At 61.6% G+C, this 15,600-nt stretch carries 16 protein-coding genes; 11 read left to right on the top strand and 5 right to left on the bottom strand.

Annotated features, from left to right (window positions below):
• Nucleotides 1-58 precede the first annotated feature (58 nt).
• Nucleotides 59-1,057, top strand: a complete 999-nt coding sequence (locus tag AC07NR_RS12125; RefSeq protein WP_495078637.1) for a hydrolase — start codon at nucleotides 59-61, stop codon at nucleotides 1,055-1,057.
• A gap of 4 nt (nucleotides 1,058-1,061) precedes the next feature.
• Nucleotides 1,062-1,892 (top strand): AraC family transcriptional regulator, encoded by an 831-nt coding sequence (locus AC07NR_RS12120; protein WP_248739921.1) that lies wholly within the window; start codon nucleotides 1,062-1,064, stop codon nucleotides 1,890-1,892.
• 6 nt (nucleotides 1,893-1,898) lie between these two features.
• Here AC07NR_RS12120 and AC07NR_RS12115 read toward each other — a convergent pair whose 3' ends face one another.
• Together AC07NR_RS12115 and AC07NR_RS12110 are read right to left on the bottom strand one after the other, a co-directional pair.
• Complete coding sequence (locus AC07NR_RS12115) at nucleotides 1,899-2,753, bottom strand: sulfurtransferase (protein ID WP_495078636.1); 855 nt, start codon at nucleotides 2,751-2,753, stop codon at nucleotides 1,899-1,901.
• Between the two features lie 27 nt (nucleotides 2,754-2,780).
• A complete protein-coding gene (locus AC07NR_RS12110) occupies nucleotides 2,781-3,452 on the bottom strand; it encodes a TetR/AcrR family transcriptional regulator (RefSeq protein WP_248739919.1) in 672 nt (223 codons plus the stop codon).
• 146 nt (nucleotides 3,453-3,598) lie between these two features.
• Between AC07NR_RS12110 and AC07NR_RS12105 the strand changes: the two genes are divergently transcribed.
• The 5 genes from AC07NR_RS12105 (at nucleotide 3,599) to AC07NR_RS12085 (ending at nucleotide 8,185) form a co-directional block, all read left to right on the top strand.
• On the top strand, nucleotides 3,599-5,029 hold the full coding sequence (locus AC07NR_RS12105) for a coniferyl aldehyde dehydrogenase (RefSeq protein ID WP_248739918.1): 1,431 nt from the start codon (nucleotides 3,599-3,601) through the stop codon (nucleotides 5,027-5,029).
• A gap of 24 nt (nucleotides 5,030-5,053) precedes the next feature.
• Nucleotides 5,054-5,599, top strand: coding sequence for a twin-arginine translocation pathway signal protein (locus AC07NR_RS12100; protein ID WP_248739917.1), 546 nt, complete (start codon nucleotides 5,054-5,056; stop codon nucleotides 5,597-5,599).
• A 41-nt stretch (nucleotides 5,600-5,640) separates the two neighbouring features.
• Nucleotides 5,641-7,236, top strand: coding sequence for a GMC family oxidoreductase (locus AC07NR_RS12095; RefSeq protein WP_495078635.1), 1,596 nt, complete (start codon nucleotides 5,641-5,643; stop codon nucleotides 7,234-7,236).
• A gap of 115 nt (nucleotides 7,237-7,351) precedes the next feature.
• The gene (coaD, locus tag AC07NR_RS12090) at nucleotides 7,352-7,831 is read left to right on the top strand and encodes a pantetheine-phosphate adenylyltransferase (RefSeq protein WP_003229157.1); all 480 of its coding nucleotides are present in this window, start codon (nucleotides 7,352-7,354) and stop codon (nucleotides 7,829-7,831) included.
• A gap of 102 nt (nucleotides 7,832-7,933) precedes the next feature.
• The gene (locus AC07NR_RS12085) at nucleotides 7,934-8,185 is read left to right on the top strand and encodes a YfhL family 4Fe-4S dicluster ferredoxin (protein ID WP_003195146.1); all 252 of its coding nucleotides are present in this window, start codon (nucleotides 7,934-7,936) and stop codon (nucleotides 8,183-8,185) included.
• Between the two features lie 38 nt (nucleotides 8,186-8,223).
• On the opposite strand, the gene AC07NR_RS12080 is transcribed toward AC07NR_RS12085, so the two are convergent.
• The 3 genes from AC07NR_RS12080 to AC07NR_RS12070 form a co-directional block, all read right to left on the bottom strand.
• Nucleotides 8,224-8,547: a multidrug transporter gene (locus AC07NR_RS12080; RefSeq protein ID WP_085709047.1), complete on the bottom strand. Its 324-nt coding sequence runs from the start codon at nucleotides 8,545-8,547 to the stop codon at nucleotides 8,224-8,226.
• A gap of 67 nt (nucleotides 8,548-8,614) precedes the next feature.
• Entirely contained in the window at nucleotides 8,615-9,427 is an 813-nt protein-coding gene (gene mutM / locus AC07NR_RS12075; RefSeq protein WP_085709046.1) for a bifunctional DNA-formamidopyrimidine glycosylase/DNA-(apurinic or apyrimidinic site) lyase, read from the bottom strand.
• Between the two features lie 27 nt (nucleotides 9,428-9,454).
• Nucleotides 9,455-10,267 carry an HDOD domain-containing protein gene (locus AC07NR_RS12070; protein ID WP_248740069.1) on the bottom strand — a complete coding sequence of 271 codons (813 nt, stop codon included), beginning with the start codon at nucleotides 10,265-10,267 and terminating at the stop codon, nucleotides 9,455-9,457.
• Between the two features lie 266 nt (nucleotides 10,268-10,533).
• On the opposite strand from AC07NR_RS12070, the gene AC07NR_RS12065 reads away from it, so the two are divergent.
• The 4 genes from AC07NR_RS12065 (at nucleotide 10,534) to AC07NR_RS12050 (ending at nucleotide 15,427) form a co-directional block, all read left to right on the top strand.
• Nucleotides 10,534-11,730: a class I SAM-dependent rRNA methyltransferase gene (locus AC07NR_RS12065; protein ID WP_085709044.1), complete on the top strand. Its 1,197-nt coding sequence runs from the start codon at nucleotides 10,534-10,536 to the stop codon at nucleotides 11,728-11,730.
• A gap of 445 nt (nucleotides 11,731-12,175) precedes the next feature.
• Complete coding sequence (locus tag AC07NR_RS12060) at nucleotides 12,176-13,249, top strand: SagB family peptide dehydrogenase (RefSeq protein ID WP_248739915.1); 1,074 nt, start codon at nucleotides 12,176-12,178, stop codon at nucleotides 13,247-13,249.
• The gene (locus AC07NR_RS12055) at nucleotides 13,246-14,202 is read left to right on the top strand and encodes a diiron oxygenase (RefSeq protein WP_495078634.1); all 957 of its coding nucleotides are present in this window, start codon (nucleotides 13,246-13,248) and stop codon (nucleotides 14,200-14,202) included. Before AC07NR_RS12060 ends, AC07NR_RS12055 begins: the two co-directional genes overlap by 4 nt.
• Nucleotides 14,195-15,427, top strand: coding sequence for a multidrug effflux MFS transporter (locus tag AC07NR_RS12050; RefSeq protein WP_495078633.1), 1,233 nt, complete (start codon nucleotides 14,195-14,197; stop codon nucleotides 15,425-15,427). Before AC07NR_RS12055 ends, AC07NR_RS12050 begins: the two co-directional genes overlap by 8 nt.
• Nucleotides 15,428-15,600 lie beyond the last annotated feature (173 nt).

Here is a 15,600-nt window from a genome sequence, read left to right as displayed (position 1 = left end):
CGGCCTGAAAAAGCGGCGAGCTTCAGCCGAGGCTCGCTGCGCTGCATCGAGAGCAATCGTGTCCCCTTCGTCAAAACCGTTCATCCCCGCCTTCGGCCTCGGCAATCCGCACCTGCAAACCTTGTGGGGGCCGCTGTGGCGCAAGACCGTGCACCTTGATCGCCAGCGCGAACGACTGTGGCTGGACGACGGCGATTTCCTCGACCTCGACTGGCACGGCCCCCACAGCGCCGAAGCGCCTCTGGTGCTGGTGCTGCACGGGCTGACTGGCTCTTCCAATTCGCCTTACGTCGCCGGAATCCAGGCAGCGCTCGCCGCCCAAGGCTGGGCCAGTGTTGCGCTGAACTGGCGTGGTTGCTCGGGCGAGCCGAACCTGTTGCCGCGCAGCTACCATTCCGGCGCCAGCGAAGACCTCGCCGAAACCATCAAGCACCTGAAAGCCAAGCGGCCACTGGCGCCGCTGTATGCGGTCGGTTATTCCCTTGGCGGCAACGTGCTGCTCAAGCATCTGGGGGAAACCGGTAGCGCCAGCGGTGTACTTGGCGCGGTAGCGGTGTCGGTGCCGTTTCGACTGGATCAATGCGCCGACCGTATCGGCCAGGGGTTTTCGAAGGTCTATCAGGCGCATTTCATGCGCGAGATGGTGGCCTACATCAAGAACAAGCAGCGCCAGTTCCAGCACGACGGCCGTGAGGATGGTCTTGCCGCACTGGCCGCCCTCGGCTCGCTGGAAAACATGCGCACCTTCTGGGATTTCGATGGCCGGGTGACCGCGCCGCTGCACGGGTTTGCCGATGCCGAGGATTATTATCGGCGGGCATCGAGCCGCTACTTTCTGGGCGAGATCCGCACGCCGACCCTGATCATTCAGGCGGCGGACGACCCGTTCGTATTTCCCCACAGCCTGCCGCAGGCCAGTGAACTGTCGAGCTCGACCGCATTCGAATTGCAGGCCCGGGGTGGGCATGTCGGTTTCGTCGACGGCTCATTCCGCCAACCAGGTTATTACCTGGAGCGGCGCATCCCCCAATGGCTGGCAGAATCGGGGCGCGGGTGACGGCATGAGCGATCAGGGCGAGTCGATCCGTTTCTGGCAAACCGCGCCGCTGGCCGGCGTCGAATTGCTGTCGGCACGGTACATCGAGCACCGCTTCGCCCCGCACGTCCATGACGGCTACGTGATCGGCATGATCATGGCCGGCGCCCAGCGCTATCGTTATCGCGGTGCCGAACACCTGGCCGGCAGCGGCACGCTGGTGCTGATCAACCCGGATGAATTGCACACCGGCCACAAAGGCACCGAGGACGGCTGGCTGTACCGGGCGTTCTACCCGGATACCGACAAGATTGTTTCGCTGCTTGAAGAATTGGAGCTGCCGACCGCGCCGATGCCGGCCTTTGGCGCGACACTGTATCGCGACCCGGATCTGGTCAACGGCTTCAGCCAGTTGCACCGATTGCTGGAAAGCCCCGCCACCGCGCTGCAACAGCAGACGGTGTGGCGCGAAATGATGATGCTGCTGTTGCAACGTCACGCGGCGGTGCAGATCAACGGCAAACCCGGAAAAGAACACCGTGCGGTGGTGATGGCCAAGGAATTGCTGCACGCACAACTGGCGGCGCCACCCTCGCTGGAAGAGCTGGCAGCGGCGGTGAACCTGTCACCCTTCCACTTCGCCCGGGTATTCCGCCGCGCCACCGGCATGCCGCCGCACACCTGGCTGATGCAACAGCGGATCGCCTGCGCGCGGGGCTTGTTGCAGAGCGGCTGCCTGCCGGTGGAAGTCGCCACGCAACTGGGCTTTGCCGACCAGAGCCATCTGAGCCGGCAGTTCAAACAGGTTTATGGCGTGGGGCCAGCGGCCTATCGCAGTGCGCGGCTGGAGCGCTGAACGCGCTTACTCGCCCGTGGCGATACCGCGCGACGGCTCGTTGATCCACTCGCTCCACGATCCGGCATACAGCGTACCCAACGGATAACCCGCCAGACACAGGGCAAACAGGTTGTGACACGCCGTCACCCCGGAACCGCAATACGCCACCAGATCGTTCGGCGAACGCTCGCCGAGTTTCGCGGCAAAGCGCTGCTTGAGTTGATCCGCCGGCAGGAAACGTCCGTCGCTGCCCAGGTTGTCGGTAAACGCCGCGCATTGCGCGCCGGGAATGTGCCCGGCGATCGGGTCGATCGGCTCCACTTCACCCTTGAACCTTGGCAGGGCGCGGGCATCGAGCAGGGTCAGGGCCGATTGGCCGAGGCGCTGCTGCAATTGCTCGGCGCTGAGCAGCAGATGTTTGTCCGGCTGCCCGCTGAACGTCCCGCGCGCCACCGAAGGCGCATCCAGGCTCAGCGGCAGGCCGGCCGCATGCCAGGCCTTGAGCCCGCCATCGAGAATGAACACGCCGTCGCGCTTGCCCAGCCATGCCAGCAACCACCAGGCCCGGGCCGCGTAGGCACCGGGGCCGTCGTCATACAGAACCACGTCGCTGTCGTTGCTGATACCGAAGGCTTGCAGGCGCTCGATCAACGCCGCCGGCTCCGGCAGCGGATGACGTCCGGTCACGCCCTTGGTCACCGGCCCGCTCAGGTCACGTTCAAGATCGGCGAAACTCGCCCCGGCAATGTGCCCTTCGGCATAGCTGCGCTGGCCGTAATCCGGGTCTTCGAGGGCAAAACGGCAATCGAGAATCACCAGCCCCGGTTGCTCCTTGCGGGCATCCAGCGTGGTCGGGCTGATCAGTTGCGCAATCGGCATAGCGAACGACTCCTGTGAGCGGATGGGTCAGGACCTTTCTTCAAGGGCCTGGGCCAACGGTACGTAGAATTCTTCGAACAGTGCATTGACCTCATCACGGGCCTGATCGGTGACAAACCCCGCTTCCAGCACCAGCACCTGATACACGCCACGTTTAATGGCCTGCTCGCTGAGGTGATTGGAATTTTCCCGGGTCGTGCACAAAAAGCGTACCCAGGAGGTGAGGATGATCCACGCGTTGAGGGTCAGGGATTCGATCTGCACCCGGTCCATCTTCAGGATGCCGGCAGCGACGAAACCTTCATAGATCGCCGCGCCCTGAATCACGCAGCGCTGGGAAAAGCGCCGGTAACGCCCGGCCAGGTCCGGATCGCTGTCGAGCAGGTGCTCCAGATCCCGGTGCAGAAAGCGGTAGCGCCACATCGCCGACAGCAGTTCCTTGAGGTAGAAACGCTTGTCTTCGACCGTCGCCGCACGCCCCTGAGGCGGGCGCAGGAAGCTGTCCACAAGGCTTTCGTACTCACTGAACAACACGGCGATGATCGCCTGCTTGTTGGGGAAGTGGTAGTACAGGTTGCCCGGAGAAATCTCCATGTGGGCCGCGATGTGATTGGTGCTGATGCTGCGCTCGCCCTGCTGATTGAACAGCTCGAGGCTGTTCTGCACGATGCGCTCGCTGGTTTTGATCCGTGGGGCCATGGCTTGAGCTTTAATTCAGAGTGCGTTGGGGGGCATCTTACGACCTAACCGGAACGGGATAAAACCATGATGCCCAAGGAAGTCATTTGACTTTCTAGAGCATAGACTCTAGAAAGTTCCTCACGACAACAAATCCGGAGCCGACAATGACCGCCGATATTGCCTACCTGCAATCGTTGCAACAGCCGCTGGAAGAGCTCAACCGGTTGTTCGACGCGCAGCGCGCCGCCTACGCCGCCAACCCGATGCCGCCTGCCGCCCAGCGTCAGCAGTGGCTCAAGGCCTTGCGCGATCTGCTGAGCAGCGAACGGCAGGCATTGATCGAGGCGATCAGTTCGGATTTCAGCCACCGCAGCGCCGATGAAACCCTGCTCGCCGAGCTGATGCCGAGTCTGCACGGCATTCATTACGCCAGCCGGCATATCAGCCAGTGGATGAAACCTTCACGGCGCAAGGTCGGCGTCGCCTTCCAGCCGGCATCGGCGAAAGTGGTGTATCAGCCGCTGGGCGTCGTCGGCGTCATCGTGCCGTGGAACTACCCGTTGTTCCTGGCCATGGGCCCTTTGACCGGCGCGCTCGCGGCAGGCAACCGGGTGATGCTCAAGCTCAGCGAATCGACCCCGGCCACCGGCATGCTGCTCAAGGAATTGCTGGCGCGGATTTTCCCCGAAGACCTGGTCTGCGTGGTGCTGGGCGAGGCCGATGTCGGCGTGGCGTTCTCGAAACTGCGCTTCGATCACCTGCTGTTCACCGGCGCCACCAGCATCGGCAAGCACGTGATGCGCGCGGCGGCGGAAAACCTCACGCCGGTGACCCTGGAACTGGGCGGCAAATCCCCGGCCATCGTCTCCCACGACGTGCCGCTCAAGGACGCCGCCGAACGCATCGCCTTCGGCAAGACCCTCAACGCCGGCCAGACCTGCGTGGCGCCGGACTACGTCTTGGTGCCGGAAGAACGGGTCGGCGGCTTCGTCGAAGCCTATCGCCAGGCCGTGCGCGGGTTTTATCCGACACTCGCCGACAACCCGGACTACACCGCGATCATCAACGAGCGCCAATTGGCTCGACTGAACAGCTACCTCAGCGACGCCACCAGCAAGGGCGCACTGCTGATTCCGCTGTTCGAGCAGGGCCAGGGCCGGCGCATGCCGCACAGCCTGCTGCTGAACGTCAGCGACGAGATGACGGTGATGCAGGACGAAATCTTCGGCCCGCTGCTGCCGATCGTGCCGTACCGGGATCTGGATCAGGCATTTGCTTACATCAATCAGCGCCCACGTCCTCTGGCTCTTTACTACTTCGGCTACGACAAACGCGAACAGAATCGCGTGCTCCACGAAACCCACTCCGGCGGCGTCTGCCTCAACGACACGCTGCTGCATGTAGCCCAGGACGACATGCCCTTCGGCGGCATCGGGCCGTCGGGGATGGGGCATTACCACGGGCACGAAGGTTTTCTGACCTTCAGCAAGGCCAAGGGTGTGCTGGTTAAACAGCGCTTCAACGCGGCGAAGCTGATTTACCCGCCGTACGGCAAATCCATTCAGAAACTGATCCAGAAACTGTTCATTCGCTAACGTCACCGCCGGGTAATAACAACAATGCACCCAAGCCTGACCGAAACACCTGCCCTCTCGCGCCGTGGCCTGCTGAAATTCAGCCTCGGCGCCACGGCTTTCCTCGCCACTGCCGGCCTTGGTGCCAGCCTCAGCGGCTGCTCATCGAGCGTGTCGGCCAACGGATTCGCCACGTTGCGCAGCGGTGACCTGCTGTTTCTGCGTGCGCTGATTCCGGTGATGCTGGAGGGCGCCGTCGCGGTGGAAAAGATGCCCGCCGCTGTCGACGGAACCCTGAAGTCCCTGGACTACAGCCTCGATCACCTGTCACCGGAAATGCTCAAGCTCACCCGGCAACTGTTCGATGTGCTGGGCATGGCCGTGACCCGGGGACCGCTGACCGGCATCTGGGGCAGTTGGGAAAACGCCAGCCCCGAGGCGATCCGGCACTTTCTCGAGCGCTGGGAAAACAGTTCGTTGAGCCTGCTGCGCATGGGCCACAGCTCCCTGCAGCAAATGGTGATGATGGCCTGGTACACCCGCGCCGAGTCCTGGGCGCACTGCGGTTACCCCGGCCCGCCCACGGTTTAAGACCTGCGACGCCTCCGAACAATAATAAGAGAGCCTGATTGATGCCCGTACCCGACCCGTTTCGCGAAGGCCTTGCCCGTGGCTGGAAAACCTACAACGGCGCGCAACTGACCGACGACCTGACCCTGGAAGCCGACGTTGCCATCATCGGCAGCGGTGCCGGCGGCGGCACCACGGCGGAAATCCTCAGCGCCGCCGGCTATAAAGTGCTGCTGATCGAAGAAGGCCCGCTCAAGACCAGCAGCGACTTCAAGATGCTGGAAGACAAGGCTTACAGCAGCCTCTATCAGGAAGGCATCGGCCGCATGAGCAAGGACGGCGCGATCACCATCCTTCAGGGTCGTGCGGTCGGCGGCACAACTCTGATCAACTGGACTTCGAGTTTTCGCACGCCCGAGCCGACCCTCGAACACTGGGCCAAAGAACACAACGTCAATGGCCACAGCCCCGCCGACATGGCGCCGTGGTTCGAAAAAATGGAGCAACGCCTCGGCGTCGCCCCGTGGATGGTGCCGCCCAACGCCAACAACGACGTAATCCGCAAAGGCTGCGAACAACTCGGCTACAGCTGGCACGTGATCCCGCGCAACGTGCGCGGCTGCTGGAACCTCGGCTACTGCGGCATGGGCTGCCCGACCAACGCCAAGCAGTCGATGATGGTCACGACCATTCCGGCGACCCTGGAAAAGGGTGGCGAACTGCTCTATCTGGCCCGCGCCGAAAAACTGCTGATAAACGGTGACAAGGTCACCGGGCTGCAGTGCGTGGCGATGGACGAACGCTGCGTCGAGCCGACCGGGCGCAAGATCACGGTCAAGGCCCGCCATTACGTGCTGGCCGGCGGCGGTATCAACAGCCCTGCCCTGCTGCTGCGCTCGGACGCGCCGGATCCGCATCAACGCCTCGGCAAACGCACCTTTCTGCACCCGGTGAACATGTCCGCCGGGCGCTTCGACGAGGTCATCAACCCGTTTTACGGAGCGCCGCAGTCGATCTACTCCGACCATTTCCAGTGGAAGGACGGCACTACCGGGCCGATGGCCTTCAAACTCGAAGTACCGCCGTTGCACCCGGCGCTGGCCGCCACCCTGCTCGGCGGCTTCGGCCAGGAAAACGCACAGCACATGGCGGATCTTCCGCACACCCACGCCATGCTGGCGTTGTTGCGTGACGGCTTTCATCAGGACAGCCAGGGCGGCAGTGTCGAATTGCGCGGGGATGGTTCGCCGGTGCTCGACTATCAGGTTTCGTCCTACGCCTGGGACGGTTTGCGCCGGGCCTTCCACGTCATGGCCGAGATCCAGTTCGCCGGCGGCGCCAAAGCGGTGATGCCGATGCACGCCGATGCGCGTTATGTGAACAGCCTGGCCGAGGCACGCAAAATGATCGACGGTTTGAGCCTGGAGCTGTACCGCACCCGCCTGGGCAGCGCCCACGTCATGGGCGGTTGCGCGATGGGCGAAGACCCGAAAACCGCCGTCACCGATAGCCTTGGCCGCCATCATCAACTGCGCAATCTGTCGATTCATGACGGCTCGCTGTTCCCCACCAGCATCGGCGCCAACCCGCAGTTGTCGGTGTATGGTCTGACGGCGCAACTGGCGACATCCCTCGGCGAACGGCTGAAAAACCCGTGAAAAAGCCGAAGATTCGTACAGTCCATAGTGCTTTCTTACCCAAAAGGCGACTTGGCCGACCGGGACGGCTGCGATACCATCCGACTCCCCAACGGATTCCCGCCAGGACGACGCGATGAACCGAGTGTTGTACCCAGGTACCTTCGACCCTATTACCAAGGGCCATGGCGATCTGGTCGAACGCGCCTCGCGCCTGTTCGACCATGTGATCATCGCCGTCGCCGCCAGCCCCAAGAAGAATCCGCTGTTCCCGCTGGAACAACGGGTCGAGCTGGCCCGCGAGGTCACCAAACACCTGCCCAACGTGGAAGTGGTCGGCTTCTCGACGCTGCTGGCGCATTTCGCCAAGGAGCAGAACGCCAATGTGTTCCTGCGTGGTTTGCGCGCGGTGTCGGACTTCGAATACGAATTCCAGCTGGCCAACATGAACCGCCAGTTGGCGCCGGATGTGGAGAGCCTGTTTCTCACCCCGTCCGAGCGTTATTCGTTCATTTCCTCGACCCTGGTGCGGGAAATTGCAGCCCTGGGCGGCGATATCAGCAAGTTCGTCCACCCGGCAGTGGCTGATGCCCTGACCCTGCGCTTCAAGAAGTAACGACCGTTCAAACGGCGCCCGCGTGCACTGCGGGCGCCAATGCGGCACAATTGCGCGCATTGATTCATAGCGCCCGGGCTCCCCGCCCCGGCTGGAGTTAGCATGTCCCTGATCATCACCGACGATTGCATCAACTGCGACGTCTGCGAACCTGAGTGCCCGAACGCCGCCATTTCCCAGGGCGAAGAGATCTACGTGATCGACCCGAACCTGTGCACCCAGTGCGTCGGCCATTACGACGAACCGCAGTGCCAGCAGGTCTGCCCGGTGGATTGCATTCCACTGGACGAAGCCCATCCGGAGACTGAAGAACAGTTGATGGAGAAATACCGCAAGATTACCGGCAAGGCCTGAGTCTCTGACCGTGATCGCAGCGCCAGGCTGCGATCACGTCATTCACGCTGCTCGAATCCTTCCCCGGTACAGCCCAGGCAACGCACGAACGCCGCTTTCGCCGGTGCCACCACCAGCGCCTCCCCCGCATCGCCGACACCGCCACCCAGCGCGGTAAACGGCAACGACACCACAAACACGCCTGCACCGATCACTGTCGCCGCCACCAGCAAGGGACGGGCAATCAGCAGATCGCCGATCATGGCGTAGGCCGGTGGATTCTGGATGGCGTATCGCGGATCACCGCTGCCGCCTTCCGTGGCCTGAACGATCAGGCTGGAACACAGCAGCAGTGCGAGGAGCAGGGCTTGCGAGGACTTCATGGCACGATCCTTCGGGCTGAACAGTGAGACAACTCACTATAGACCGTAGGACTTTTTCAGCTTTTCGTCAGGTCTGGCAGCGCGGGCAGAAAACGCTGGCCCGCTGGCCCAGCTTCACTTCCCGCAGGCCCGTGCCGCAGACCTTGCAGTGTTCGCCACCGCGGCCGTAGACAAACAGCTCCTGCTGGAAATACCCCGGCTGTCCGTCGCCACCGATGAAGTCGCGCAACGTGGTGCCGCCGCGCTCGATGGCGGCGGCGAGGATGCGTTTGATCTCGATCGCCAGCTTCAGATAACGCGCCCGGGAAATGCCCTTGGCTTCGCGGCGCGGATCGATGCCGGCGGCGAACAGCGCTTCGGTCGCGTAGATATTGCCGACCCCCACCACCACCGCGTTGTCCATGATGAACGGCTTGACCGCCATCGACCGGCCACGTGACAGCTGATACAACCGCTCGCCGTCGAAGAGATCGGTCAACGGCTCCGGCCCCAGGCGAATCAGCAATTCGTGATTGAGCGGGTCGTTGCTCCAGAGCATCGCGCCGAAACGCCGCGGATCGGTGTAACGCAGGGCCAGACCGGACTCCAGTTCGATGTCGACATGCTCATGCTTGGCTGCCGGCATCCCGACCTCTACCAATCGCAAATTGCCCGACATGCCCAGATGGCTGATCAGCGTGCCGACTTCGGCATTGATCAGCAGGTACTTGGCGCGCCGTTCGACCAGCACGATGCGCTGGCCGGACAGGCGCACATCGAGGTCTTCGGGAATCGGCCAGCGCAGCCGCCGGTCACGCACGATCACCCGGCTGACGCGCTGGCCTTCCAGGTGCGGGGCGATGCCGCGGCGGGTGGTTTCGACTTCCGGCAATTCAGGCATGAGCGTCTCGAATCTTGAGTGTCTTGATCAGTGTGCGCCGAGTTCGCGGATTGTCTGCTTCAGGGTTTCGAAGTCGTAATCCGAAAGACCGATGTATTCAAGCACCAGCGGCCCGACAGCCTGCCACTCGAAGTCTTCGCTCTGGTTGCCCAGCACCCGGTACGACGCGCAGATATGCTCGGCCATTTTCAGGATCGCCAGCAGGTTTTTCATCTGGCTGTTGCGCGAAGTCTCATCGCTGAAGATCGCCATGGCGTTGTGGTGATTGGCGATGGCCGCACTGACATGCTCCGGCAGGCGCCAGGACTTGGCGGTGTAGTAACCGACCACCGAGTGATTGGTGTTATAGACATCGTTCTCGGTGTCCACGACCCGGCGTTCGGCACTCGCGTTGGCATAGGCCTTTTCCAGCGTCGTCATGTAATCCGGGAAACGCTGAAGCATCAGCGGCACGCCGCAGTCATGGAACAGGCCCAAGGCGTAAGCCTCGTCGCTCGCCTCGGTACCGACGCGCTTGGCCAGGGTCAGACAGGTCATGGCCACGTCCTGGGCGGTGTCCCAGAAACGGTTAAGCGTGACGATGGTGTCATCGTTCATCTCGCCCTTGATCGACATCGCGTTGATCAGATTGATGATCGAACGACTGCCCAGCAGGTTCACCGCGCGCTTGATCGAGGTGATCTTGTTGCTCAGACCGTAATACGGCGAATTGACGATTTTCAGCAGAGAGCCGGACAGGCCGGGATCCTGGGAGATCAGCTTGGCGATCGTCTCCAGGTCCGGGTCGGGCATGTACTGCTCCATTTGCAGATCCACCATGATCTGCGGTTGCGCCGGCACGCTGATGCCTTGCAGGGACTGTTGAATCTGTTCGGTGGTCAGCTCTTGGGACATAAGTACATACTCTTGGACAGGCGGCGATTCTAACCCCTAAAAACCGACGAACGACACATCGGGGGCAGATCGGCGGAAACTTTCATTCAAGACCATGGACAGAATTCTGCCTTCGTCCGTTTGCGCGCCGCGCCTGTGCGCCACATGTCCAGCACCGAACCCGCCTGCGTCGCAACACGGTATACTCCCGCTCTTTTTTCCGGAGCGACGTCATGTCCCTGCCTAGCTTGCGCCTCAAAGCCAACGCCGACCGTCGCCTGCGCGCCGGCCACCTGTGGGTCTACAGCAACGAAATCGACGTGGCCGCCACCCCGTTGCACGGCTTCAAGGCCGGCGACCAGGCCATCCTCGAAGCCGCCGGCGGCAAGCCGCTGGGCATCGTGGCCATGAGCCCGAACAACCTGATCTGCGCCCGCCTGCTGTCGCGCGACATCAAGCTGCCGCTGGACAAGTCGCTGCTGGTGCACCGCCTGAACGTGGCCCTTTCCCTGCGCCAGCGCCTATTCGACAAACCGTTCTATCGCCTGGTCTACGGCGACTCCGACCTGCTGCCGGGTCTGGTGGTCGACCGTTTCGGCGACATCCTCGTGGTGCAGATCGCTTCCGCCACCATGGAAGCCCATAAAGATGACGTGATCGCAGCACTGACCCAGGTGCTCAAGCCGAGCGGCATCCTGTTCAAGAACGACTCCGCCGCCCGTGACGCCGAAGGTCTGGAGCGTTACACCGAAACCGTGTTCGGCCTGGTGCCGGAGTGGGTTGCTCTGGAAGAGAACGGCGTGAAATTCGAAGCCCCGGTAATCCAGGGCCAGAAGACCGGCTGGTTCTACGACCACCGCATGAACCGCGCACGCCTGGCGCCTTACGCCAAAGGCAAACGCGTGCTGGACCTCTACAGCTACATCGGTGGCTGGGGTGTGCAGGCTGCCGCGTTCGGCGCCAGCGAAGTGTTCTGCGTCGATGCCTCGGGCTTCGCCCTCGACGGCGTCGAGCGCAATGCCGCGCTGAACGGATTCGCCGACAAGATGACCTGCATCGAAGGCGACGTCTTCGAAGCCCTGAAGGAGCTCAAGGCCAGCGAAGAGCGCTTCGACGTGATCGTGGCCGATCCGCCTGCGTTCATCAAACGCAAGAAGGACATGAAAAACGGTGAAGGCGCCTACCGTCGCCTGAACGAGCAAGCCATGCGCCTGCTCAACAAGGACGGCATCCTGGTCAGCGCTTCGTGCTCGATGCACCTGCCGGAAGACGATCTGCAAAACATCCTGCTGACCAGCGCCCGCCACCTGGACCGCAACATCCAGTTGTTGGAGCGCGGCGGTCAGGGCCCGGATCACCCGGTGCACCCGGCCATTGCGGAAACCCGCTACATCAAGAGCATCACCTGCCGTCTGCTGCCGAACAGCTGACAGACGCACCGCATTGATGCTGTCGAAAGGGGAGCCCATGGGCTCCCCTTCTTTTTGTCTTGCACTTTGCTTTCCTACATTTATCGTCCTGCCGTCGTGCAGGACATTTCCTTAACTATTCTATTTAGTGGCATTCAACTTACACACTTACTTCCAGCCAAAGATCACTCCGACAAAATTACTGGATTATTCCTACTTAATATTTGCTTGCGATTAATCCATTACAAACTATTATTAAGTCGTCACCACGAAGGTGGCACCAACTAACCACGAAGCAACAACGAACAAGGAGTTCAATCATGAAAGCAATTACTCTGGAATCCCGCACCCTCGCAAACCTGGCTTTTCTGGTCGCACCTAAAGCCCGTTAAGTAAGGTTGGCGCTGGGTATGCCGGCTACCCAGCGCCTCTGGCAAAACACTCATCCAGAGCAGCGTGCCCCAACATGCATATAAATCCTTATTTATTCATACTGCCACGAACGCCCGGCCAGATAGTCTGGAACTACAAAGACCATACCCAGCACGAACTTGACCTCGAATACTCTTTTCGACTGGCACAACTTATTCACGAGCCAGCCTTATATGACAGCGACAACACAATAGACGCGCAACTTCTAAATGCCGGAATACTGACTTCTACAAAAATCGCAGCGCCGGACTGGGGCTGGGATGAACTGTCCAGGATCTACCATATCGGCACGCGGAACATTCCCTGCGAACACACGCCCCGAAATATTCAGGAATGGTCCAGGCAATACCTCGAACACTGCACCACAGTGCTTGCCACTTCGCCTCCGTCGGACGTCCCTGCAGACACCGGCCCGAACGCACTCATCGCCCTGCCCGCATCTCTGGCATTGAAGGACGACAGCCTGTCGGGTTCACTGATCCGGCGAAAGACTTGCCGATCCTTCACCGGCGCCCCCCTGTCGCTGGACGATGTCGGCACCTTGCTGTACCTGTCCCTCGGTTACCTGCGAGAACGCGAAGCCGACCGCGACGACAGCATCGCCGAAGGGCTTGGCGCGCGGCGCAGCAGCCCTTCCGGGGGCGGCCTCAATGCCTGCGCCGGTTTTGTGCTGGTGCAGAACGTCGACGGACTGCCACCGGGCGTATACGCCTACCACCCGGCCGAACACGCCCTGAGCTTGGTCAACCCCTTGCCCGACACAGCGCCGGGCAATCTGCTGGGAGGTCAGCACTTCATCAATAATCTGCCACTGGGCCTGTTCATCACCGCCCGCTTCGACAGGCTCTGGTGGAAATACCCGCACTCGCGCGCCTACCGAATGGCATTCGTCGAATCCGGGCACCTCTCACAGACGTTTCAACTGGTGGCCACTGCCCTGGGCATGAACACCTGGCTGACCGGTGCGTTTTCCGACGACCTGGTCGAGACGTTGCTGAAACTCGAGAACAGTGCGGAACAACCTTTGTTCTTCGTCGGTTGCGGAGAAAGCGACGGTCAGGCGATGTGCCAGGAAATGCGCGATCTGCTGCGTGAGACGCCAGCATGAGCCTTCTCTCCCAGGCCCTGGCCTTCGAGTTTTCACTGGGTGACTGGAGCACTCGCGCATCCGTGCGTGCCAGTGCCCACGATTACCGCTTGCCGGATGACGTAGTGCAACAACTGGAAACCCGTCACTGGTTCCCGCCGGCATTTCTGCCCTACCTCGCCCACCCGGCCATCGAAGCCGCGGGCCGCTCGATAGTGCACCGGCTCACGGCCAATCACCTGGTGCACTTTCTCGACTACACCACCCTGCTCGAACACCGCATCGTCAATCGCGCCGTGGAAGTCATCGTCCACGGCGAACTGCCGGTCGATGCTCCGCCGTCCATGAAAACCGCCGCGCTGCAGCTCTATACCGATGAGGGCTACCACGCCCTGTTCTCAAATCAGGTCGCGGAACAGATCGCCGGGTTCTACGGCATCACCGGGCGCCCGGCGATGCCCAGGCGGATCACCCGCATGATCAGGCTGATTGACGAAACCCTTCCGCAGCAGCGACCGCTGACATGGTTTCTGCTCGGCTTCGTCTCGGAAACCATCATTGCCCGGGAACTGCTCGACGTCTGCCGGGACAGCCTGGTGTCCGGGGTCAACGACATGCTGCGCGATCACCTCACCGACGAGGCGCGCCACAGTCGCTACTTCACCGAAGTGTTCCATTACCTCTGGTTGCATCTGGGGCTGCAGCAACGAACGTTCGCCGCCACCACCCTGCTCGAGATCTTCGGGATTTTCTTCGAAACCGATGAACAGTGGCTGCGGCAAAGCCTGTGCGATGCCGGGATTGCCGACGGTGCCGTGCTGGAAATACTCGACAGCCTGACAACACTGCAAGCCTCCCGACGACGCGCCCGCACAGGCGGCATCGCCACATTGAATGCACTGAAGAAAGCCGGATTTTTCGAAGAACCTTACAACCAGATACTTTTCGCCAGGGCGGGATTGATCGATGGATAAAGGAAAATCCGGGGTGACGGCCCGACAGCGTCGCGGGGCCGTCAGCCTGTTGCTGGCGATGGTGTTGCTGGGTGTTTTTCCGCTGGATGTCCTGCTGCCTTCGTTTCCGGCTCTGGCTGAACACTTTCGCAGCACCCCGGCGGACATCGCGCTGTCCATCAGCCTGTTCGCCGTCGGCATCGCTTTCGCTCAGTTGCTGATCGGGCCGCTGTCGGATGTGATCGGGCGAAAGGGTTTGCTGCTCGCGGGCATGAGCGTTTCAATGCTTGGCGCCCTCGGCTGCGTGATGACCACCGACTATTCGCTGTTCCTGGTGTTCCGGGTCGTGCAGGCGCTGGGCTGCGGTTGCTTCGTGCTGTCCCAGGCGCTGGTCCAGGACCTGTTCGAAGGCGAGGAACGCGATCGCCTGCGAATCCTGATGGTTACCGCCGGCGGGATTTTCATCTCGGTATCGCCTCTTGTCGGTACTTTCCTGCAGGCAACCCTGGGTTGGCGTGGCAGCTTCTGGGTGTTCATCGCATTATCGGCAGTGGTACTGCTCAAGGCCTGGCTGTTTCTGGAAAACAGCCGACCGACCACCCGTGGCACACGCACGAACTTCCTCACGGCTTACCGACGGGTGCTGGGAGATTTCGACTTCGTCGGCTACTGGCTGATTTCGGCATTTGCGTTCGCCTGCCACTTTTCATTCATAGTGATCTCGCCGCTGATCTTCATGGACCGGCTGCAATTGTCCGCCTACGAGTTCTCGTTGATCCTGCTGATCTACGGTGCGGCTTACGTCACCGGAGGCATCCTCGCCAGCGTGCTGAGCAGGCGCATCAGCAGCGGCCAGCAGATGGTTGTCGGTCTGAGCCTGATCCTGTTCGCCGGCGTGACCATGCTGTACCTGTCGTCGAGTTTTGCACTGGCACCGGCAACCGTGCTGATCCCGATGCTGATCTGCACCGCCGGCACCACCATCGCCCGGCCGGCTGCCACCTCCCGGGCCATGAGCCTGTTTCCGGACAACGCCGGCACTTCGGCTTCGGCCGGCAGCACGATCATCTTCATCTGCGGCGGGTTGATCAGTGCCTTGATCAGCCTTAGCCCGGCCAATCTGCAATCCACCCTGGGTTACGCCTTTGTCTTGCTCAGTGGTGTGGCGCTCGCGCTGAACAACCGGATCAGCCGTCGCGCCAAAGTCCTGCAAGCCGATGCCATCGCACAGCCGGGTGGCGATTAAACCTGCCGGTCGTCATTCCACACGCGGCGTCAGCACTGGAACAACGTTTTGCGCCATTCCCTCCTGACGCCAGCGGTGTAGAATCGCGAGATTCATCGCCATTCATCCCCGGCGGGTTTATGAGCTCAGGCTGAGACCAGCGGCGATCCCGCAACGTCATCGGCAACTTCAGG

The organism is Pseudomonas sp. GW821-FHT09C09, assembly GCF_059418105.1.
Note: the sequence above shows the minus strand (reverse complement) of the source record. Positions and strands in the feature narration are given on the sequence as shown.